General features: G+C 35.4%; 18 protein-coding genes. All 18 read right to left on the reverse strand.

Annotated elements, in window-relative coordinates:
• Positions 1-146: 146 nt before the first annotated feature.
• Positions 147-992, reverse strand: a complete 846-nt coding sequence (locus MHH96_RS24370; RefSeq protein WP_047944124.1) for a hypothetical protein — start codon at positions 990-992, stop codon at positions 147-149.
• A gap of 14 nt (positions 993-1,006) precedes the next feature.
• Positions 1,007-1,414: a hypothetical protein gene (locus MHH96_RS24375; protein WP_341118251.1), complete on the reverse strand. Its 408-nt coding sequence runs from the start codon at positions 1,412-1,414 to the stop codon at positions 1,007-1,009.
• 15 nt (positions 1,415-1,429) lie between these two features.
• Positions 1,430-1,741, reverse strand: coding sequence for a DUF2325 domain-containing protein (locus MHH96_RS24380; RefSeq protein ID WP_047944126.1), 312 nt, complete (start codon positions 1,739-1,741; stop codon positions 1,430-1,432).
• Positions 1,742-1,838: 97 nt separating this feature from the next.
• On the reverse strand, positions 1,839-2,285 hold the full coding sequence (locus MHH96_RS24385; RefSeq protein ID WP_047944127.1) for a response regulator transcription factor: 447 nt from the start codon (positions 2,283-2,285) through the stop codon (positions 1,839-1,841).
• A gap of 164 nt (positions 2,286-2,449) precedes the next feature.
• Positions 2,450-2,998: a hypothetical protein gene (locus tag MHH96_RS24390; protein WP_341118252.1), complete on the reverse strand. Its 549-nt coding sequence runs from the start codon at positions 2,996-2,998 to the stop codon at positions 2,450-2,452.
• A 20-nt stretch (positions 2,999-3,018) separates the two neighbouring features.
• Complete coding sequence (locus tag MHH96_RS24395) at positions 3,019-3,576, reverse strand: hypothetical protein (protein ID WP_047944130.1); 558 nt, start codon at positions 3,574-3,576, stop codon at positions 3,019-3,021.
• On the reverse strand, positions 3,569-4,249 hold the full coding sequence (locus tag MHH96_RS24400; protein ID WP_047944131.1) for a hypothetical protein: 681 nt from the start codon (positions 4,247-4,249) through the stop codon (positions 3,569-3,571). Before MHH96_RS24400 ends, MHH96_RS24395 begins: the two co-directional genes overlap by 8 nt.
• Entirely contained in the window at positions 4,237-4,887 is a 651-nt protein-coding gene (locus tag MHH96_RS24405; protein ID WP_047944132.1) for a hypothetical protein, read from the reverse strand. The genes MHH96_RS24400 and MHH96_RS24405 overlap by 13 nt, the downstream gene beginning before the upstream one ends.
• 285 nt (positions 4,888-5,172) lie before the next feature.
• A complete protein-coding gene (locus MHH96_RS24410) occupies positions 5,173-5,901 on the reverse strand; it encodes a hypothetical protein (RefSeq protein ID WP_341118253.1) in 729 nt (242 codons plus the stop codon).
• 10 nt (positions 5,902-5,911) lie between these two features.
• Positions 5,912-6,511 carry a hypothetical protein gene (locus tag MHH96_RS24415; protein WP_047944134.1) on the reverse strand — a complete coding sequence of 200 codons (600 nt, stop codon included), beginning with the start codon at positions 6,509-6,511 and terminating at the stop codon, positions 5,912-5,914.
• 229 nt (positions 6,512-6,740) lie between these two features.
• A complete protein-coding gene (gene ltrA, locus MHH96_RS24420; protein ID WP_144545618.1) occupies positions 6,741-8,555 on the reverse strand; it encodes a group II intron reverse transcriptase/maturase in 1,815 nt (604 codons plus the stop codon).
• Positions 8,556-9,128: 573 nt separating this feature from the next.
• Entirely contained in the window at positions 9,129-9,902 is a 774-nt protein-coding gene (locus tag MHH96_RS24425) for a hypothetical protein (RefSeq protein WP_047944136.1), read from the reverse strand.
• 162 nt (positions 9,903-10,064) lie between these two features.
• Complete coding sequence (gene ltrA / locus MHH96_RS24430) at positions 10,065-11,945, reverse strand: group II intron reverse transcriptase/maturase (RefSeq protein WP_341118254.1); 1,881 nt, start codon at positions 11,943-11,945, stop codon at positions 10,065-10,067.
• Between the two features lie 842 nt (positions 11,946-12,787).
• Positions 12,788-14,620, reverse strand: a complete 1,833-nt coding sequence (locus tag MHH96_RS24435; RefSeq protein WP_341118255.1) for a reverse transcriptase/maturase family protein — start codon at positions 14,618-14,620, stop codon at positions 12,788-12,790.
• 841 nt (positions 14,621-15,461) lie between these two features.
• Positions 15,462-17,261, reverse strand: a complete 1,800-nt coding sequence (gene ltrA, locus MHH96_RS24440; RefSeq protein ID WP_341118283.1) for a group II intron reverse transcriptase/maturase — start codon at positions 17,259-17,261, stop codon at positions 15,462-15,464.
• Positions 17,262-17,959: 698 nt separating this feature from the next.
• Complete coding sequence (locus MHH96_RS24445) at positions 17,960-18,760, reverse strand: hypothetical protein (protein WP_341118256.1); 801 nt, start codon at positions 18,758-18,760, stop codon at positions 17,960-17,962.
• 277 nt (positions 18,761-19,037) lie between these two features.
• Positions 19,038-20,903 carry a group II intron reverse transcriptase/maturase gene (gene ltrA / locus MHH96_RS24450; protein ID WP_171510404.1) on the reverse strand — a complete coding sequence of 622 codons (1,866 nt, stop codon included), beginning with the start codon at positions 20,901-20,903 and terminating at the stop codon, positions 19,038-19,040.
• Positions 20,904-21,651: 748 nt separating this feature from the next.
• Positions 21,652-22,590, reverse strand: a complete 939-nt coding sequence (locus MHH96_RS24455) for a hypothetical protein (protein WP_213086491.1) — start codon at positions 22,588-22,590, stop codon at positions 21,652-21,654.
• Positions 22,591-22,887: the final 297 nt, after the last annotated feature.

The raw sequence follows: 22,887 nt of genomic DNA on the forward strand, positions 1-22,887 counted from the left end.
AAAAAATATTCCATTATAGATATAAATAGCTTTATCCAACCTATCAAACAAATCCATAACGGAATGGAGAAACATCCCCCTAAAAATATCCCTTTTATTAGGTTGCCTTCTAAGGTTTCTATTACTTCTTGTCTGATCAAATTAATTCATCCTTTTTTAATGATTTCTATATATTCGTCCGATTTAATTAGTAGATTGGTAAAACTCTTATCGTTAAATGTATTTTTATGTAGGTGTCCCCAACAAAGAATGTACTTTCCGATTAATTCTTCATCCGTATAAGTGAAATATTTAAAGTATTTTTCAAAGATAACGATTGAAAAAGGGATATTATTAATTTTTTTAAAGTTCAAGTAAATAACTTTTTCTCTTCTATTTATTGCTTCTATCTCTCCATGAACTAAATAAGGAAGGTTAAGTACAGCCATATCAGACCATAACTTCTCATGAGCTACCTCTTGGGACAAAATCAAATTGGAAATAGGGATTTTGTGGCCTTTCACTTGAATTAAAATACTACTAAGAATATCTGGTTCATAAGTGGAAAACAATTTAACAATAGATTTCAGTGAGCTTATGCTGTTAGGAGGAGCGGTTTCGTTTTTTATTTTAATAGTTTCCTTATTCTTTTTTTCTTCATCTTTGTCTTCTCTTTGGATTCTTCTAGGTTCATAATCAGGGTCTAATTTATTAAAACTTAATTTAATCACTGTTTCACTTAACCCTTGATCTATAAAATCACTTTGATAGTCATTAATTTTCGAAAGGCTCTCTTCAAACGATAGAGGTCTGTAAAATCCACAGGAAGAAGTATGCTTAGATTCATTTTTACCTGTAGTTTTAAAATATGGTGTTGTTCTTTCGTTACCTTTTACATGAACCAATGGTGCCTTGCAGCTTTTATCGATACAATAAATTTGTTGACTGTGTAGATCATCATTATATTCATTAATAGAGATAATCCTTCCATCACGAAACATAGCTGATATCATTTTATGTCTTCCTTTCATAACATAAATTTAGCTTTAACATATGTGCTCCAATTAACTTGGCGGCATTTCCATTTATACTTCTTCTCTTGCTTTCTCAAATAATATATAGTTGCTTTTCTAACATTTTTTGCAAACTCTAATGCCTCTTCCATCTCAGAAAAGGAGAATGTCGTTCCGCTCAAAATATAGTCCTCTAAACAGTCCTGATCCTTTGTTAGCAAACTATCAGAGAAAATGATTTTTGCTCCTTTATTTCTACTAAACAAATGAAAATGTTGCTTTTTAATTTCTAAATGTATGGTTACCTTTTGGTAAGCTAATTCTAATAAATACTTTTCAAATTTTTCATCTGAAAAAGAAATTTTATAAAATACGTAAATCTTACCTTTTACACCTTTAATGTCCGTAGTAATGAAGAACATTATCTTAGCTCCTTTTTATGCAGACAATCCTTCAAAATAAGCAAGTGATGATTGAATTGCTCCAGTTACTCCGCGTCCTTGATGATAAACAATTGTTTTGTTTTGCTCTTTGCAAATCTCCTTAACCATAATCATAGATTTACGATTTATTGCCCCTTTTAACACAACTACACAATCCGCCTTATTGATTAACGTTTGGTATTCTTTTTTATTTCCTGACTTTTTCGATTCTCCAGGATGATGTAGCACTTTAAGCTCAAATCTGTCGCCCATTTTTTTGAACGTTTTATCTTGATTTCCACCAACAACCAACAATGTATTTGCCATTATGATCACTCCAATTACTTAATTTAAAATAATCATAACACAAAATACCACAAATACAACTATTTTTTTAAATAAAACAAAACTTTCATTACATCATTCACAACCGAATCTCTTCTTTTGTTTTTAAGACATTAACAAATCGGTTATATTTTGATAAGATATATGCACCTATATCAGGGTGAACATAGATTGTTCCATGTAACAATACGTTTTCTATCGCTTCAGTCATTTCTTTAGTAGGCATTCGTTTGGATAAAAAACCGTTGAACATATTTAATTCAAAAGGAAACCCATTATCATTTTCCTTAATCAAAATGAACTTAGTACCATACTCGTACAAAGTCTTTATCTTATCCATAGCTTTTACTTCTTTTAAAGCCTCTTGTGTGAGAATTATAAGTTTTGGCTCACCACGTAAAGTATCTTGTAGACTATCTTTTGTCGAGACTATATAATCTTTACCGAATTTCACCTCCAATAGATCTTTAAAGCCTTTGCGAAAAGTAATATTCTCATTTTCAACAATAAAAATACATTCCTTCATAGCTGGTCCTCCCTAAGAAATCAAAAAAACCCTATCTTAAGTAAGACACCATAAAAGTGTCTAACTCAGATAGGGTTTTTCCCTTTAGATATTCAATTAATTGATATTATTATATCCTTTGAATCGCTAGATATCAACGTTTACTTCAAACTTTGATGGCTTTGTTAGTTTAGAATATGTCCATTGAGTAAGGTTACATATCGCCCCATACCATTTTCATCAATATACCAAGCTATTCGTGATGCTAAACCTATTGATGCATTATGATTATGAAGTGGTACTGCCGACTTATAGACTTTTTCTCCAGGATTAGGACTAACTAATACAATTGGCTTCTTATAATCATTAACTATCCAACAACCGTATTCTTGACAAGGAGAAACATACCAATTGGCATCCGTTCTTCCAGCTGGAAAATCCGGTTTAAAAGGATAGCACGATTTTTCTAAGGTTTCAATTTGTCCTTGTATCTCAGGATAAGAGATTTCCTCTTCTTCTAAACCATCCAATTCTTTTTGATTTATTTTTATATCCAGTTCCAAACTACTTATGGGTAAATATCTACTACATTTTGAAACAACGAATGAATTATCTACATCTACCTTATTCTTAATTGAACAGGATTCTGTTAAAACATCATAAAGATCACAAGAATTCCGGCATGTATAAGATATTTCTTTCGCATTTTTTGTATTATCTACTACTAAAGACAACAAGATATCACCTTCTTTATTTATGCTGCACCAAATGCATATGGGATTATAAAGCTAATAATCAATAGAAATCCCGCAGATGCCCATAGTCTCTTACTCCATCTACCAAATTCAGGGTGTTTCAAAAGTTTATAGAATAGAAACATAACTAATCCAACTAATGTCATTCCCACTACTGTATAAAAACCAGATAACTGTAATAAGTTTATTACATCAGTTGCAAACAGTGTAACATTTGTTGTGTTTATTGTAAATAATACAATTAAAAAAATACGAATTATAAAGAAAGAAATTGGAGCCCAAATTAGTACACCGGTAGCCCCTTTCATAACTTGCCCAGTTTTTGTAACAATTGAATACCCTAGCCTAACAACTCCAACCAGGAACATTATCGTAAAAAGAGATGAGAATAAACTAGAAACTATCGGTGCAGAATCATTTATGGAATTTCCCCAATTTGTAATCATATCATCCATAGATGGAGCATCACTAAAGGGATTTGCCATTGCTTTTGTAGGAATCAATAAAATTGTGATTATTATTAATGACATAATCGTTTTGACTTGGCTTCTAATCATTAAAGATCCCTCTTCGTTGATGAACTTTAAAAGTGAATTTCGACTCAAAAGTAGTGGATTGCATTCTACCATCAACAGCATAAACCTTATGTGAATAACTGAAATTATTGGCATTCTGATCCATGATATTTTCTACTGTAGCTAACCACTGAGAAATAATTTGTTTATTCACAGGTTTTGTTTTTGCCTCTTTTAAAAGAGGCGTAATTTTATTACCAGGAATTTTTAAACTTACATGGATGAGATTTGTCATGTATTTAAAACCACTTACATCAAAAAATTGGATGAAATTCCGATATTTTTCTAACACCTTAAATTGCTCATATAATGTACTCATTATTTTTGCCTTTTCTAGGCTTCCAGATAGTGGGATACTGATTGTTAAATCAATATTATGATGGTTCATTTCTCCTGATGGTAAGACTTCTAAATGTCCTTGAAATGGACAATTTAAATCATCGCATAATGGTGAAAGCCAGCTATAATTAGCAAATATAAGATTTTCTTTTACATTTTCATAATAGTCATCTTCTTGCTTTATTTTCTCTGTACCAATTGGCCCTATTAAAACAAACTTATCTCTCGTTTTAAATTCTAATCTCGATAAGTTTAATTGTTTTTCCTTAATTGTTACCATAATCTCATTTATACTTTTTTCTCCTATACGAACCATTTCCATTTCTCCTTTTCATTTTTAAATTGTATTGGTTTTATCATTCCATTTTGGACTTTAATTTTTGTATAGAACGGTGTTTCTGGAAGATTGTCTATAAAATTATCAAAACTTGCTATCCATTGTCCTAAAACATCCGTTTTATTTTCATTTATTAAATAGGATTTTTCCTTAGGGTTAAGGTAAATTCGAATTTGATTTAACTGTTTTCTTTCTCCTTGAACCTCTATCGAATTAATTATGGGAAAAAGAGGGATGAGCTTTTTAAATTTGCTATATAATTGGGATAAAGTTGATAATTTATCAACTGCTTCTACAGGGATAATAATCTCTATATATTGCTCTTCCCGTATAAATTCACCTCTATCATTAATTTCTAAATTTACTGTAAAATCATGAACTTTAAGAGTGCTTAAAGGCAATAAGCATCTCTCGTACATATTAATTACTTCTTGAGATAGCACCTCTAAGTAATTTTTCTTGAGTGACGTATTAAATGTATCTCCATATAAACAACCAATATAGAATTTATTATCTTTTATCCTATAATCTAAATTTAGTTTTTGAATATAACGATTGTCATCCTCAATCACAGACAATATAGATTCTAAACCAGCTGTGTTGATTTCAGATCTCATTCCACTGCCCCCTTTAGATGGCTTTTTATAATTTCTTTCATTTTTTTTATCATAGATGTACATTAGTATAGTATTAATATATATAGTAAAACTGTCGAAGCTTGTCGATTACAGGGATATTTTTACTAATTTTCATGAAAAATTCACCAAAAACTAGTTAAATAGACCTTGACTGGTGGATTTGTACCCGAGAGGATTCCCCCTTCACTAAATGAACAAATCCTAATTTGTTCATTTAGTGAAGGAGGTGAACTAAATTCACTTCCTCCGAATAGCAAATAACCCTTAAATTGCAGCTGCCTCATATTCGATTTTTTCATCCGGGATAATATAATCTGATGAAACAGCATGTTCTAAAATTTCTATCTTTAAAACTCTTATATTTTTTCCTTCTCTTTCAATTTCTAAAGACAAGGAATCCTTTCTATTTATTCGATACACACTTTCGCCAATATTTATCCACGCTCTTTTACCATCTGAAACATGAATATATTCCTCTTCCATACCTAGAACAGATACAAGCCAACGCTGCTTCCCTTGTAAATTATCAGCTATTTTTGTAGTGGGTATATCATCCACTTGATCCTCTATTTCTGAATTTACTTGTTTATTTCTACATTCTCGAGAAGTTGTGGTATTTAAATCTGTAAGGTTAAGTTCCTCTTCAAGAGGTCCACTTTGCTCGTCACATAGTTCCTCAAAATTAATTTCTTTAGTCAAATTCGATAAGTATTCTATTGTTCTATCATCTAATTCTGAAACAGTCGGAGTAATATGATAAATATTAGTTGGGCGCATAACTTCTTCCCAATCATCTTCCTGTATATTTAGATTTTGAGTTTCTTCTAAATAAATAATTTCATCTTTCGATTTAGGTTCTGTCTCTGTTGGAATTAATCCATTCTCTAAATAATACTGTTTCATCTTTAAATCCATACAGACTGCATGGAAAAAATATTCTATTAGAAAATACATATATACAAACCAATCTAAATTTATCGTAATAGTATGCACTTTTATCCTCCTAAAATAATTCGAATGCCAGCTGACCACTGACTACTCTACGTTTATTTTTCTTTTCTGGTTTTTCCTCCACTAAATCAAACAAGGAAATTTGTGAACTATCATTATTTGTTTTAGACTCCCTCTCACTTCGAGTTAAATAGTCTACTATTTCACCATCAAGAGCTGAATCACTTCCAAAAGCAGCATATAAATCTACTTCCAATATCATTTCGTTAAAATGAAAACCAGGAATTTTACCTTTCTCTATATTGCTAGCGATAGTTTTAGATTTTCTTATAAGAACATTTCTTGAACTGTCAGTTTTAATGTACTTATTAGCCCATTCTTCGAAATATTCTTTGTTTGATTTTAATGAGAAATTCTTTGGTTTTCCAATATTAGAAAGAATTTCTCTAGCTCTATCAGACGCTTCTGCAACCCATTCTTCCGTACTTCCTTGAAGCACATTTCCTTTCTTTATCGACTGTATTAACATGGATTGTAAATCCCCTGTATCCCCTAACATAGCATTCAATCCATCACTAGAAACATCACCGTTAATAGCACCAGCAGCTTTATTCTTCATGGCTATCAATGTTGCCATTTGTTCTTGGTACATATTTTTATACGCTAAATAATACAGTCTACACTCCTCAGTTTGTTTTATTCTCCACGCTCTTCGTGCAGCTTGATTAATTGTAAATAAAGACCAACTAAATTGATAAAATATCAATGTTGGAGTACATAATAGTCGGGTAGGTCGGAGATGTTACCACCTCTTTCCCCCCTAAGAACCGTACTTGTACCTTTCAGCACATACGGCTCAAGCCATCTATCATCCTCTCAACTTAATAACGGAACTTCTTGAATGCTCTTTTCATAAGATTAATAGCCTTTTTACTATTCACGTCTTTGATACCATTGCTTTCTAGGTAGTTTACGACTTTTGGTAATTTCTTACCTTCGCCATAATTCTCTAACAATACATGGTGTGTTTTATGACATGATTTGTGTAGTAGTTCGAGGTTATCATAACTATCAACTCCGCCAATTACTACAGGCACTATATGATTGCTTTCAATTGGTTCTATTCCTTGTAAGGATTCACCACAAATTCTGCATTTGTATCTGCTCTTTTTCGCAAGTTTCCTTTTAGCATTAGTATTTTCCCTATTGAATATTTTCTCGTCACGTTTATCAAAGTAAGCTTTAAGCGATGCGTCAAATGGACTATTATATTGTTTGATCTTTACGTGTCTTTCAATCTTAGTCCAACTCATGCGAATAAGCTGTTTCGTATTATCTTTTGGACACGTTAGGAGCCACTTGTCTTTGCTTACGCCTGTATTGTCTGGTTTAAAGTACATTTTCATCAGTTTTCTAAATGAAGTTCTATGATGTCTGTGTTTAAGGTAAATTACGACTTTTTCATTAACATAAGTATCAATGTCTCTGAAAATTACTTTGGCTACTGTTGGTGACCAATAGTTTGCAATCCCTTGTAATACACGATTCAGTTTTTCAATTAGATATGCTGTTTCTCTGCCTTTTCCCCAGTCGAATACTTCCTTGATTTTCTGTTTAGCATTTTTGACACTTTCAAGTGATGGTTTAATGAATAATTTATTTCCATCCTTAGTTGGGTATTGTTTGAAGTTAAATCCGAGGAAATCGAATCCTTCACTAATATGAACAACTCTTGTTTTCTCCTTTGCTAACTTCAATCCACGTTTGTCTAGATATGGTTGTAATTTTTCGTACATCCCAACGGCTTGTTCTTTCGTAGGGCAGACGATAACGAAATCATCTGCATATCTAACAACGCCAACTGACGAGGTATACAATGTATCTCCCTGTCTTTTAGAGTGGATATATCTTACTCCAATTTCTTCTTCCATCCCATGTAATGCTATGTTCGCTAACAGTGGTGAGATGATTCCGCCTTGTGGTGTTCCCTTGTCTGTTTTATGGAATGTAGCATTGTCAACGTATCCACTTTCCAACCATTCTCTAACGATTTTGTTATTTGGGAAGTTTTTAATTCTTTCCATAATAAGGTCGTGGTTTAAGTTGTCAAAGCAGCCTTCAAAATCACCTTCGAAAATCCACCCCTTAGCGCTTCCTCTGCTTAATTTCACGAATAAATCGCTCATAGCGTCATGTGCGCCACGTTTAGGTCTGAATCCATACGATGTCATTTCAAATTTTGCTTCCCACTGTGGTTCTAGAGCAGTTTTAAATACGTTTTGGTACACTCTATCAACAATTACAGGAATGCCTAACGGACGTTTCTTTCCATTCTTTTTAGGGATATATGTTCTTCTAGCCGGTTTAACCTTAATATTTCTTATACTGTACATTTTAAGTTTGTTGTATAATTCAACTCGCTCTTGCGGAGTGTTAGAAATATATCCGTCTATACCAGCTGTCTTTTTGCCTCTATTTTCTTGCGTTACGCGCTTAATACTTAACAGTAAATTCGCTTTACTTCTAAGTAGAAGTCTTTGTAATTTCCTTACTTTTCTCGTTTGTTTAAGTTGTTCGGCACGATAGATTCGTTGTTGAAGTTTCCTTACATAGCGATTAACTTTCATCCAATTAATTGAGTGCCAGTTATCCACCAGTGGGGAAACAGCCGACGCAACGTACTCGTTGGTTTTCATAACATATCTCCCTCTCTTTAAGGATTATTCTTTTCGCTTTCTATTCGTGTTGATGACCACGTGGAAGTCTGCAATCTTTCGATTTGGGTATTGCCCTATTCGACGGCTTATACAAATGAGTTTTCACCTTAACTTTCGTTATGTCGACATTCGCTTTCTCCACGTTCCTTTACCCTCTACATATTGTGGTTTCCTTACGGTCACCCTACCTTAGATGAGAGGAATGTATAGGGCTTACCAAGTTTCACTAATAATAGATACGTTAGGTTAGGCATCCTTCTTTACTCCGGTGGATCTATGGGTCATTTCGCAGTTCCTCGACCGTAGAACTTTTCCTATCCACATCTACAAGCTTGTTCAATCACAGTACGCTTGTTGTCGGTAACGAAGACTACAAAGGTTCAGCTTACGCTTATACCTTCCTAACTTTCCCTAGCTCTTTTGGAATTCTGTGTAAATTCCTCCATTAAGCATTTAACCCTCATGCAACCCAACAATTCGATTACTCGAAAAGCAGTGTCGGGCGGGAACGTCCTCAATGACTAAGACGGTTTCTTATGGAAACACTATTATTTAGCAACTTCTTGTCGCACGGTCTAATCCTACTTTCACTAATTCTTGAGATACAATACAAACATCATAATTTTCTTTTTTTATCTTTTTTTCTAACCATTCACTTCGTCTATTTGTACTTGTTGAAGAAGTATCCAGGATACAGACCTTAGCACCAATCATTTCTAAAATATGCTTTAATCGTGGTCTAACATCCCTACCTTCAACGCTTGACCCGGTATCTCGAACATAAACAATAGATTTTCTTCCTTCAGATATCTCGCCCTTAATTATTTCCTGTAACTTCTTCTCTTTACTAAGAATTCTTTCTTGTTCAAATGGTTCTGGCTTCCAAATAAGTTCACCATTCATATAAAATGCCGGATAAGTAAATGGATTATCTGGGTATGAAATTCCAGTCTGAGTTAACGGCATATATAATTTAAACCCATCTTCTAACTCCTCAATGGATCTTTCAAAAGTGTTGACCATTCTCAGATAATTTTGTTGAAGATCTTCATCTGGTTTCACTAGTATAGTTGGCACATTCACGAATTCAACTGGATCTGGCCAAACATCAACTAATCTAACAAGTACTGTATTTTGTACAAGAAATTTTGAAAAAACAAACGGTGAAATACCTGGTAGTATTTTCTCGTTTCTTTTTGTCCCACCTCTTGATTGCTTGTTTGTATATTCAGCATTGGAATCTTGATTATAAGTGGTGGTTTCAATTACCCCATATTCTTCGTTCCATTTTCTAACTTCAGAATATTTATAACCATTTTCCACCATCAAAGAAGGAAACAGCCTCCATAAGGATGGCGATAGGTAAGACTTTGAAGTTATCTCCGTCTTTTCCCCCGCCTCACACCGTACGTGCGACTTTCACCGCATACGGCGTTCCATCAATGCAAGCGTGTGATTGACCTTTTAGGTTTCACAAACTTTTTGGGATTAACTCACAAGGATTTGTTTTTTGAGATAACCTTTTAGTTTATCTATTTTCTTTGCGACTTTATCATCATTAGGAAGCTCACTACCATGAACTGCATTATGACATTCAACACACAAGGAAATGAGGTTTGTAACCTTATTTACCTTTTCCATAGGAAGACTTGGGTCTTTATGATGGCACCTGAGTGTATTTGAGTTGAGATTTTTACCGCAACATTTGCATTTACCTTTATCCCGGTTGAAAGCATATTCCCTATTGAGAATGTATTCGAAATTGTAGAATAGAATATTACCTCGCTTCGGTTTATAGGCTATGAAACGGAGGTCGTTTTCATTGTATAGGGAGTGCCTAACCAACAAAGGTTTCTTGTCCGTCTGCTTTTTCCGTAGTTCTCTGCCAAAAGGAGTGAAGGGAGTCATTTCTTGATTGAAATTCATTGCCCTTTCGCTTTTGGTAAGAATGTACTGAGTAAGCCCGATGTTAACGTTATCGACTTTAATCATGAATGTTTTTCTCTTAGAATTTTTGTGTCGTTCTATTCGATTATTAGATTCATAGATAGGTCTATAGAAATCTCTCCATTTTTCACCCTTAAGCCTTTTAAAGACCTTGAACATTCGGTTCACTAGGTTCCATGAAAGTTTGTTGTATGTGTCATTGCATATGCCCACATTATAATAGTTAGCAATTCCGATGATTTTCGCATTGATTCGTTCTATTTGGTAAGCAAGGTAGGCATCATCTACAAAATCGTGTTCCACTGTCTTAATGTCATCAAGGATGGCTCGATGTTTCTCTCTTAAGGACTTCATATTAATGAAGGGTTTACCAACAATCTTGTCTTTTCCCCTAGCTTTTTCAGCTTTTATGTTAAAGCCAAGAAATTTTGCAGGTTCCTGTGATAGGTCTGTGATAAGCGTTTTTTCCTTAGAAAGGTTAAGCTTAAGAACGTGTTTTAGATATTTGTCTACTATGCCATAAACTTGTTCCGCTTTTTTCCTGGTTTCGCAAAGCACGATCCAGTCATCTGCATACCTAATTAGGTAGCAGGCGGAGTGTCTTCTTTTTACTCTTGCTGTTCCGTTTTTCCTCGGATTATCGACTTTATAGCGGGCAGGATGTTCTTCAAACTCACTTGCAATCATCCAATCGAAGTTATTCAAGTAGATGTTGGCAAGTACAGGAGAGATAATTCCTCCTTGAGGAGAACCCTTTTCGCTTATAGAGACTTTACCGTTTTCCATAACTCCAGCTCGCAACATTTTCTTTATAACCATTAGGTAGCGTTTATCGCGGATTCCCATTTCCCACATTAGCGATATCAGTTTGTTGTGGTTGATATTGTCGAAAAAGCCTTCAATATCACCTTCCAAAGCAAATTTGTAACCGCCTCGATTAATTAGGTCAACTATCCTGGCGACTGCGTGCTTGGTTGACCGATAAGGTCTAAAACCGTAGCTGTGTTTGAAGAACTTAGCTTCAACAATTGGCTCGATTACCATTCTTGCAATCTCTTGTATAATCCTGTCCAGCATAGTGGGTATTCCTAAAGGTCTTTTCTTTTCAGAATTCTTCTTTGGAATGTAAACCCTTCTTACCGGTTTTGGATTATAGGAATGTATTGTTTTCCTAGTTAAGCGTATAAGGGTATCGGGCTCCATTTGCAAGTAGTAGTTAATTTCTTTCCTATCGATTCCTGCAGTAAAGCTACCTTTATTTGATTTAATGTTGTGAATTGCTGTCATAATGGTTTCGGTTTCCATCATTAAATCCGTAAGATTGAAGAACGGTTTATTAGTTTCCTTGGCAGATTTGTACATTCTGTCGAATGTATTTCTCAAATCTTGCTCTTTTTTGATAACAAGCCTTTTATCCCCCAACCGATCACTTCCTTTCGGTAGGTTAACTGTTTAACTCTCACAATCTTCATATAGAAGACGGTTCGTGTTAGCTTGTTAATTAATTCCCTCTTGCATTGACTATGCCCCTTCGCTCCACAGACATTACTCTGCTTCAATACTACTACGGGCTGCTGCCATTACTATTAGAGTCATAGGATGTTCCATATCCTCATCTAAAGTAACTTCCCACGTTCCGATTTTCGTATCCCTTTTTTTTGCAGACCTTAGACACTCACTCTACACCGCACCTACTCACTAATCGAGATGGACTTTAACTGATTAGCTCTAATATCCAGCCAACTACAACAACTGGTATTAGTATCTTCTCCAATTTAAAACTGAGCCGATATTCGGTGAATATATGAACCTTTGAACCTACTTAAGTTCAGGAGACATTTACGATGCTTCAAACATGAGTTCCTCGCGTTGTCATAGCCTACTTTTAAGGACCCCCGCACTATATTGAGAAATGTAGGTAAATCTCTCACGTTACGACTTCACCTAGCTTCATACCCCGCCTTTATGAACAAAGGGGCGCATGTAGGAGTATTAGGGTAGAATCTTTAAGTCCTTGACCCTAACAAGGGATTTCACCTTGATTAATCTGAAAATCAGTTAGATTTGTTTTTCACTCAAACCCTCTCATTTCATCTGTTACCAGATTTATAGAGAAACATGGCGCACTATAATAAATATCTTCCGCAACGAGATAAGAAGGCGGTGCCTTGCCATATTACTATGGTAGGTTTCCACCAACTCTCCCCCAGAACCGTACTTGCAAGTCTCCAAGCATACGGCTCACTATTATCCACCTAGTTTAATTACAATTGTCCTTTGTGTAATTTCATATGACAGTCGTTTCCTTGTCCTCTAGCACATAAAGCTAATTGTCTTCGGTTACGAGCAATCATAATCATTTCCCACTTTTGAAGATTTTTCTTCTTTTTGAGGTCTTTTAATTTCCGGACATGATGCATCTCTAAATCGACATCTATCGCTCCGCAGTATTCACATACGCGAGCTTTCATTCTGTCAATTAGGCTTGTGATACCACTGTACATCCAACCATTAGGTAGATTATCCACTTTGAAATCTTTATTTACTTTTTCTGCTCTTGTAAACGAGCTGATTAAAGTTTTAGACTTCATTCCTTTTTTCGTTTCATATTGAACAGTAAATACTCCATTAACACTGAATTTATCTATGACTTTTCTAACCGAAATTTTATATTTACTAGCAAACGTTTTATACATACTGTATTCCATGATGTATGCCATTTTATTAAGCACACTCACGTTATTTGCTATTTTGTAATATTCGTAGAATCCTCGTAATTCAGCATCATAGATGCTAATAATTTCAAGGTCGTCATTATTGATAAGTTCAGGTCTATGAATCATTTTCCAATCGTTATCGTTTATTCTTAGAATGTTCCTATCAAGAAGTTTATTTACCCATTTTTCCTTCGGGACATAAAGTTTAACCTTACCGTTATTTTGCCTTTGGAGTTTGCCATCTTTATTTCTTGTTGGTTGTGTACTGTAACTTGTTACAATATCAAAACCTAGAAATCTAGCTTTCTCCTTATGAGCATGAGTGATAAGGGTCTTCTCTACAGATAGTTCAAGTTTTAGCTTATTAGCTAAGAATGCTTTAATATCCTGTTTGATTTTTAATGCATCTCCCTTGCTACCAATTACACCGACAAGAAAATCATCAGCATAACGAACATAATTGATTCTTCGGAAGTCAGGATCAAACGGGTCAGTCACATTCATCTCATTACGTTTCTTAATGAGTGCCTTGTAAACTCTGGTGTGTTCCTTTTTCTCGGAAGTGGACATTAAAGCCCATTCTTCATCTGATTTCTTCATTTTCGTTAGTTGCCATTCTAACGCTCTGTATTCATGTGTCCGTTTTCGCTTCTTACCTTTATTGAATTCTTCAGCATATTGTTCCATATACTTATCCAATTCATGTAGATAGATATTTGCTAATAATGGACTGATAACGCCACCTTGAGGTGTGCCGCTGAAAGTCTTGTGGTAAACCCAATCCTCTAGGTATCCTGCTTTGAGGAATTTCCAGATAAGTCGGATGAACTTTTCATCTTTTATCCTTTTCCTAAGAAGATTGATTAAAGTGTGATGGTCAATGTTGTCAAAGAATCCTTTGATGTCTCCTTCAACAAACCACTTAACTCCAGTGAATGTTTTTTGTATTTTGTCTACAGCAGTTTGGCAACTAAGTTTAGGTCTAAAACCATGTGAAGAATCACGGAAGATAGGCTCGTATAACCCTTCTAAGATTCTACGTGCTACTTCTTGAACTAACTTATCATCCATTGAAGGAATTCCTAGAGGTCTTTGACCTGTTGGCTTCTTTGGGATGTATTCTCTTCTTGAAGGTCTTGGTTGATAACTTTCGTCTTTTAACTGTTCAATAATTTTACGGATTCGGTCGATGCTCATACCATCAATGGTTTTTCCGTCCGTTCCCTCTGTCATATTACCTTCCTTTTTGGCTAACTTTGCATAAGCTTCTAGGAAGAACTCTTCATTATATAGATTTCGATATATACGCTCGAAAACGTAATTCTCATCTCTCTTGGACATTTCAACTAGGTTGTCCATAACTACTTTTGGGATTCTCAAAGTGTCTCCACACCTTCCTGATTTTGTTCTGGACTAGATAACTTGGTCCCTTCGCCATGTACTAGGCTTTCCCTAGCTCTGACTACTACGGACTCTCTGTTGCCATATTGGATATTCAGACACCTAAAGTGCCATAGCCTTTACAGGCATTCCAACTTAGGCAATCCCCATTTAGTACATTTAGTAACATAGGCTTGAACCAGTGTCGGATGCGACTTTCGCCATTTACCATTTACTATGGTTGGAAGACCACTGAGGCATAACTTTATAAACGGAAAAGCTATTTATAAAGCAGTAATTATCTAACGGCAAGGCTATTAGATAATATTTGGTCAATAGACGTTAATAGAAGTCTTCCGTCTATGTCTTCGCTAGGACTCCTTTGGCTATCGTTCACGCAGTTTAGCATTCATCCTCGTCTGTTTCGGTTTCATCTTGCCATTCAGTTGCACCATGACAACTTGGTGACTTATGGCTTTTCACCTAATATGCTGTGTTCCCCGTTATTGGTTTCCCTCACGAGTAAATTAGTAGATGATAGGAGACAATCGATGCCTCTACACTCCTACGACTTGCCTAAAGTCGAATTACTAAATGCCCTTATGGGCGCACTTTTCCACCAAATAATGTTCCCGTTCCTCCAACCACTTTCTTAGCTGCAGCTGCAATACTTCCAAGTGCATTTCCTTGAGCACTTGTCGATGCTTTCAATAGCGATAGGTAAGTATTTGGATAGTTGAATAAATTAAACTTCCTCCTTAAACAGCCATTTCAGACTGACCTTTTCCCCCGCTCCACACCGTACGTGAACCTTTCAGCTCATACGGCGTTCCATCTAGTTTTATCTAATAGTAATCCTTTCGAGTTTACAAAGTTTCCTGAGTTGGTTTACTTTCTCGATTTGTTTGGTATGAAGGTTGAATCTATTAACATACTTTAATATGGTTTCTTCCTTAGTAGCGTGTATCAAAATGTGAATATCTTTGTGAACAATGATAAGATTTTGAAATTCGTCGTTTCCACCTAAACTAGTAGGCTTCTTATGATGACAGTGGACATCGTTTGCTTTAAGCGGTAATCCAGTAATAAAACATTTCCCTTTTTGAGCGGAATATTTGGATAGTCTATTATCCATGTATTCAACACTTCTATTAGGAAGTCTGGAACGCATTAGTTCAGCAATTTGTTTGTCCCAATCAAAATTCTTTTCATCTGTATAAGGATTTAAAGACTGAGAATAATTAAAGTTATTCGTTGTCTTAATCTGTCCTATTGGAAACAGGTACACATCTGCCACTTTATAAGTTTTACGAGTGTTACTATAAAACTTTAAATACGCTCCCTTTTTAGGAAGGTTTATGGGAATGCCATACTTTGAGATTTTCTTCAGCCTACTTTTAAGAGTTCGGAGAACTCGGTACTCAATATCGCTCATGTCTTTGACAATGTGAGTGGCATATTTGAAATTGTTTTGTACTCCCAAAACCACCGAATTGTAAAGATTTGCGTTTGAGGCTGTCGGATGTTTCTGTATGTTAAGAATTCTACCTTTTAATTTTCTGACGATTTGTTTTCGTTTTTCATCATCTATATGAGAGAAGAACACTCTTTTATCTCCCTTGATAGCTGTTCTAAATTTATAACCGAGGAAGGTTGAAGACTTTTTCCTTAGATTAATAATTTTTGACTTTTCGGGTGAAATTTCAAGCTTTAGTCTCTTATTTAAGAAGTCTACTACCGCATGAAACCATTTAACCGCTGAATCATGGTTGTTTGTCATGATTCTAAAATCATCAGCGTATCTTACTAGGAAACCTTCTTTCAATTTAGAAGTACGTCTAAGATTTACGTATTTAGAGTGATTAACCGAGTATTTATGCTCTGTTTCAAAGGATTCCCACTGATTTGCTACCCAATGGTCTAGTTCATTGAGAACGATGTTGGATAACAAAGGAGATAGTATCCCGCCTTGTGGTACACCTTTTGTTGGTATTCCTTCGCCCTTTATTGGTGCTTTAAGCATTTTCCCGATTACTGCAATTACTCTTTTATCTCTTATGCCGATATTCCAAATTTGTTTAAGAAGTATTGAGTGATTAACATTGTCAAAGAATCCTTTAATATCAATATCTACCGTGTAATGATATTTATTGATATTAACTAGTGTTTGTACCCTTGCGACTGCGTGCCTTGTAGTACGAGTCGGTCTGAAACCGTAAGAATGATTATAGAATTTCCCTTCGCATATAGGCTGCAGAACATTCATAAACATTTGTTGTACGATTCGGTCTTGTATGCAAGGTATTCCTAAAGGTCTTTTCCCTTTTCCATAATTCTTAGGAATCCATTTGCGTCTGACAGACTTGGGTTTGTAATTCAACACCAGCTTCCTCATATATAAGATAAATTCATTTTGTTCCTTTTTGGCTAAATTCAAAATTGTTTGGTCGTCAGTACCCGGAGTTTTTGACCCCATGTTTGACTTAACAAGCCGATAGGAAAGAAGGATGTTCTCGTCAGAAATTATTACCTCTAACAAACTTTTGAAATTTCTTGTTCCCTCTCGACTTCTAAGGAATAAATTATTTTGTATTTCAGAGAAGTCGTAGTATTGTTTGTGTCTTTTCGTTATTGCGCTCATTGGTGCAGAAATCAACTCCTTTAGCGTGATTTCCAACTCACCTTCTTACCCGAAACATGAGCTTCAACTTTTACTCGGATTTCTATTAGTAAGACTAGACTTGGGCCTATCCCTCCACTATGTTTCCATAGCTTCAACGGTACTGTGACCCTACTTTCACAACCATAAACACACTTCGATTAAAATTAACCTTATAGTGACCTCCCCACTGATAGGTGTTTGGGTAGGAGTTGGTTGCTTACCACGTTCCGATATACCTAGCTGTGCATATATACCCGTAGGTGGTCGCTTTACACCTGTGAGCCTTATAACCTCTTAGTCGGTTATTCCGGTTTTCATAACGAACAATCTTACTCATCGGTATCTCACCCTACAAAAGTAGTACGAAAGGTTTCCCAGTCGTTAATCCTCTAGGCACGTACATTCGCGATCTTTGACAGTTCCCCAACGGAACATTCTCACCATAGGTATTTTATAGCGTCCCGGCCTATCTCTAACCATACCTTTCTCTTGCAAGCGGCTATAGTGTTAGATTCAGCCGACTTCACCTAGTTCCACACAAAACGCAATTATCGCTATCACGATAGATGCGTGTAGGAGTATTAGACTGCCGGTTTCAGCTCAACATGACGGCTTTCATTCCCGACATCGGTATATCAGTTGTATCTGAAGATTAACTTCAAACCACCTATTTCGTATCAATCGACACTTATAAGGTAACGTGTCACACGTTCATGAATCTCATCCACAATTGCAATATCAAAAAAATTTTTCATTTTTCTTCGAATGTATTCAATACTAGCAACTCTTCGTGGTTGACCCTGCTTTTTTGGAACCTCTTTTTGGTTACTTTGAATATGCTCTAATAAGTTCTTATTTCCCTCTTTAATGGCATGAATCAATTTCTTTTCATATACATACCATTCTTTTATTGATGAATAACGAGTTGCTACCTTCTTGGTCCATAAGCTTTCTCCACATTCTGAACAAAAGGCATTTGCGGGCTTTTGTGTATTTTGGAGCCTTCTTCCAGTTCCGAATTCGTCTTTATCCATGGTTCTTGTAGAACGCACTTCTATTTCTTTAGAAGGTTCATCCGTATCAGGAATCACTTTTATATCTTCAATTACCTGGTGAGCCTTTCCACAAGAAGGACAATAATAACCATATCGATAAGGTAATCTATCTTCACTTTGCTGTTTACTAGTTTTTTTCTGACTAAATTGAACAGCCGGAACGATAGATGAATCTCCTCTCATGGTCGTAAAAGATATAACGAAAAAAACTGGTTTTTTTGGTTTCTTTCTTCCACTCATTAACCAATCACGATGATAAGTAATTAATTGACTCGTTCTTTCAATTACTCTCACTTCAGCATGAGGAATTATTTCTTTAATCTCTTCTGGCCACTTTTTAGTTAAAGAAGGTGGGCACATTAAAACACTATGATAACCTTCTTTATTTTTCATATCCGATAGTACATCAGCCACAGCAGTCATAATGGTACTTTATGTGTGGCATCCCAATCCGTAAGGATTGAGGTAGCCACTACCCATTTCGGGTGCGATAGGTAAGAATTTGAAGTAATCTCCATCTTTTCCCCCGCCTCACACCGTACGTGCGATTTTCACCGCATACGGCGTTCCATCGGGAAGCCATATTTTAAACTGTTGTCTCAGTTCTCCATAAAGCCTGTTATAGCATTGCGACTATAACTGACATCACACTAATTTGTTCAAATACGAATAAGAGTTAATTAATCCTCGAAAGCCGTACTTATTTAGCCTCTTTAAGCAACTTTCTAAGTTGCTCTATTTTCTTTCCACCTTTGGTATGGGTAACAGGATTTTCATTGTGAACCAGCTTGTGGCATGTTTTGCATAAGGAAACTAGATTTATCACCTTATTGACTTTATTGAGCGGTAGTTTAGGGTTTTTGTGATGTGTATTAAGATTCCATTCATATAGTGAAACCTTACAGCAGTTACATTTCCCCCTATCTCTGTTAAATGCGTACTCTCTATTTAGATAGAATTCGAAATTATATATCGGATAACGGTTATTGAGTTGATAGAAAGGAATATCCTCTTGGAAGAAATTCGGTCTTTCTAGTGCCTCACGTTTGCCAGTTGTCCGTTTATAAATATTTCTACCTTCTTCTGTGTAGGGAGACATTAAGAGATTCACTTTCATTGCATTACGTTTAGGAGTAAATGCAAATTTGGTTATTCCTACTTTGGCTCCATGCTCTTCAACGAAGAACACCTTGCTTTTTTGCTCTTTATGTCTATCTCTTCTATTTATAAGGGTGTCCGCTGGAGTAGTTAGTTGATGATATCGTCCTCGACGATTGTTCATAAACAACCATGTTCTCCATTGGGCATAATGAATACGTTTATCAAACCCTTGAAATATAGTAGATACGTTGGCGATTTTATAATAATTTGCTATACCGACAATCTTTGAGTTGATACTCTCGATTATGGCAACCTGTTTGGATTTAGTACCGCGATGGTCATAAAGGGTTTTAATATCTTTATTAATTTCCTTTATTTTCAATTTGGCTTTATCCATATTAGGAATAGCTTTTCCTTGTATGCTGCCTTTTCTAAGCCGATGTTCTTCTGCAAAAATCCAGAATCCTAAGAAATTGACCCTATTAGTTCTCACATCAGTAATTAAGGTCTTTTCCTTGGATAGCTCCAGTTTCAATTGGTGGTTAAAATATTTCTCCACTTTTTTGAGAATCCTTTTGGCATTTTCCTCACTTTTACAGAGTATAACCCAGTCGTCTGCGTATCTGATTAGAAATGTATCTTCGTGTCTTTGACGAACACGTTGTAACCCATTTCGAGAAACGTCTTTGACCTTATACCTAGCTGGATGCTCTTGGAACATTCTAGCAATCTCCCAATCAAAGTAATTAAGATAAATGTTAGCCAGAAGAGGTGAGATGATACCGCCTTGTGGTGAACCACTAACGCTGTCTCTGAAGTTACCTTCTTCCATAATTCCTGCTTTTAGCATCTTCTTAATCATCATAAGCACTCTTTTGTCTCGGATTCCTAATGTCCACATTATTTCAATCAACTTATTATGATTGATATTATCGAAATATCCTTTAATATCGCCCTCTATTACCCAATAGGTTTTGCTTCTCCTAATACGTTCTAGTGTTTCAGCAATGGCTTGTTCAGCTGAACGCATTGGTCTGAAACCAAAGCTGTAATGGTAAAACTTAGCTTCTGCTATGGGTTCAATGACAATTTTGGCTATTTCTTGTATGATGCGGTCTATCATGTTAGGAATACCCAAGGGACGTTGCTTACCATCTGATTTGGGAATGTACTTTCTTCTTACTGGACTAGGTTGATAATTATTGATATTCCTACGAATTAGGGACATCAACTTATCTCTGTCCATTTGAAGATAGTAATCAATAGTCTTACCATCAATACCAGCAGTTTTGCTTCCTTTATTACCCTTGATATTATGAATGGCGGTCAGTATAGTCTGCTCGTTCTTCATAAGTTCAATAAGGTTATAGAAAGGTTTATTGCTTTCTTTGGCTAATCGGTACATACTATCAAGTGCTAGTTTTAGCTCTTTTTCGTTTTGTGGAAATTGTTTATTATCCTTCATTTCTATGTGGATCGCCCCCTTGATTAGAGAAAATGGACTATCCGAAATGAATTAACTCTTTTACTCTCACATGGTTCGTTTGAACATTTTCCTCAATTAGTGCAATACTTCTCGACTAACACCCTTCCCTAGAATAGTTTCTACCCTCTCTTACATTTCGTTGCAGAAGCAACTTATAGCAAGATACAAACGGCTATTCATTATTGGTACTATGGTGTCGCTGACTTCCAATAAGTTTCATAAGTTCCAATACCTCCACTTATTGGCTCTCGCACGTTCCCTTTAAACCAGCCCTTCTTTTACATTCCTTAGATGCCCTCTATACTCCGGCGCTACTTGTTCATGAGTAGACTATTCCTAACTCTCATGAATCTTATATAGGCACTGGAAAGACCTATATAAGCAATTTCTCTACTGGCAAAAGAGAAATACCTTCACGCAAATCCCAACCATATATCTCGTTATTAGGTTGGGGAATGAGTAACGGAGCGTACATACGAGGGTTCGATTTCGCTCATCATAGAATGTTTTTAAAGCCTACCGCCCTATATCCACGTTCAACGAGTTCGCTTCAAGGACGACTTCACCTAGCTTCAGACCTCTATCACATTGGAATGATAGACGCATGTAGGAGTCTCATAGACATGACTTGACTTGGAATATTAGCCATGACAGGGAAATTTCACCCTGTAAATCGTTTAAAGAGTTGTAACCAATCTTATAAAGATTCGGCCCCCGCTTTTCGTGTTTAAGCTACACTTATAGCGGAACGTGCCGCACTACCTGTCGACATTTCGCCTTGGATGATTACAGCCTTACTCTTAGCAAGTTTTTTCGCTACAGCAGTACTTACATGAGCTTGAACTGGAAACAATTCACGTTTATAAGTACTAATTTTAGGACTAATATGATCCACTAAAGGATTATGAATTGGTGATACCTCTCTGCTAACTTTATTAATCATTCCCTCAACATTTTGTTGCATATACTCTGTCAAATCTGATACCATTTCTACTTCAGTTCCAGTACCCTCTTTGCGGAATCTTAACTTTTTCTCTTTAATCATTTTAGAGATTAAATTATCAACCTCTTCTTCTGTAGCTTGTAACTTAAATAAGGAAAATCCTTTTGGAAATAATTTAGAATCAAAGTAAATATCTACAGATTGTAAAATTCCTATATTTAAAAATTCATGAAAAATAATATCTTTCCATTCGGGTAGGATATGTAGTCCAAATTTGCCTCCGCCTAAAACTGTACGTAAGTCATCTGCTGGATCCCCAGTAAAAGATAAAATATAATCATCATTTCCCATTAATTCATCATGAACAACAACAATTGCTTTTCTATTATTAATAATAGTCATTGGAAATTTTTCGTATTTCCCTTTTTCTGTATAGAGTTCCAATTCTTTTGTATAAGTATAATCTGTTAAGCCTTTCTCTCCGTTTCCGAAAGACAAACCACTTGATCCTATATCAATAGCAGCCTTCATAGCTTGTACAGTAGAATCATTACCAGCAATAATAGTTAAAAGCAGTTTTGCTCTTTGCCAATTTTGCTTTGGTTTTTCATAGGCTAATCCATAGCAAAAAGCAGTCTGCCATGCATCATCAAGATATACTTCAATCATTTTTGGTGTTTCTATTAACTCTTCTGTTATACTTATCGTTTTAGTTTCCTTCATGCTTTCTACCTAATAAGAATAGAAAGCATCGATGCCTCTATCTAATTAGGTAGGGCACCTCCCTTTTATTATTTCATTTTTTTATCAATATACATATTAGATATATAAGACATTGCTGTATCAAAAGATGGACAAAGCTCATTAGATATAGACACTACTTCGGATCTTTTTGAATTATGAATCAAAAACCAATATTGGTTGTATTGATAACCGCAATATTCTATATATCTATCTTTGTATTTGAAATACGAGAACTGAACAGTTTCTATGTTCATATTTTCACCTTTGTGTGTGGTT

This window comes from Niallia sp. FSL K6-0212, from assembly GCF_038007605.1.
In the GTDB taxonomy this organism is placed as follows: Bacteria; Bacillota; Bacilli; order Bacillales; family Cytobacillaceae; genus Niallia; species Niallia circulans.

Coding starts and splice junctions, on each gene's coding strand:
- MHH96_RS24395 (WP_047944130.1), bottom strand. CDS start 3,576: ATGATTAGAAGCCAAGTCAAAACGATTATGTCATTAATAATAATCACA.
- MHH96_RS24425 (WP_047944136.1), bottom strand. CDS start 9,902: ATGGTGGAAAATGGTTATAAATATTCTGAAGTTAGAAAATGGAACGAA.
- MHH96_RS24400 (WP_047944131.1), bottom strand. CDS start 4,249: ATGGTTCGTATAGGAGAAAAAAGTATAAATGAGATTATGGTAACAATT.
- MHH96_RS24415 (WP_047944134.1), bottom strand. CDS start 6,511: ATGTACCAAGAACAAATGGCAACATTGATAGCCATGAAGAATAAAGCT.
- MHH96_RS24375 (WP_341118251.1), bottom strand. CDS start 1,414: ATGTTCTTCATTACTACGGACATTAAAGGTGTAAAAGGTAAGATTTAC.
- ltrA (WP_171510404.1), bottom strand. CDS start 20,903: ATGAAGGATAATAAACAATTTCCACAAAACGAAAAAGAGCTAAAACTA.
- MHH96_RS24380 (WP_047944126.1), bottom strand. CDS start 1,741: ATGGCAAATACATTGTTGGTTGTTGGTGGAAATCAAGATAAAACGTTC.
- MHH96_RS24370 (WP_047944124.1), bottom strand. CDS start 992: ATGATATCAGCTATGTTTCGTGATGGAAGGATTATCTCTATTAATGAA.
- MHH96_RS24445 (WP_341118256.1), bottom strand. CDS start 18,760: ATGACTGCTGTGGCTGATGTACTATCGGATATGAAAAATAAAGAAGGT.
- MHH96_RS24455 (WP_213086491.1), bottom strand. CDS start 22,590: ATGAAGGAAACTAAAACGATAAGTATAACAGAAGAGTTAATAGAAACA.
- ltrA (WP_144545618.1), bottom strand. CDS start 8,555: ATGAAAACCAACGAGTACGTTGCGTCGGCTGTTTCCCCACTGGTGGAT.
- ltrA (WP_341118283.1), bottom strand. CDS start 17,261: ATGAGCGCAATAACGAAAAGACACAAACAATACTACGACTTCTCTGAA.
- MHH96_RS24385 (WP_047944127.1), bottom strand. CDS start 2,285: ATGAAGGAATGTATTTTTATTGTTGAAAATGAGAATATTACTTTTCGC.
- MHH96_RS24405 (WP_047944132.1), bottom strand. CDS start 4,887: ATGAGATCTGAAATCAACACAGCTGGTTTAGAATCTATATTGTCTGTG.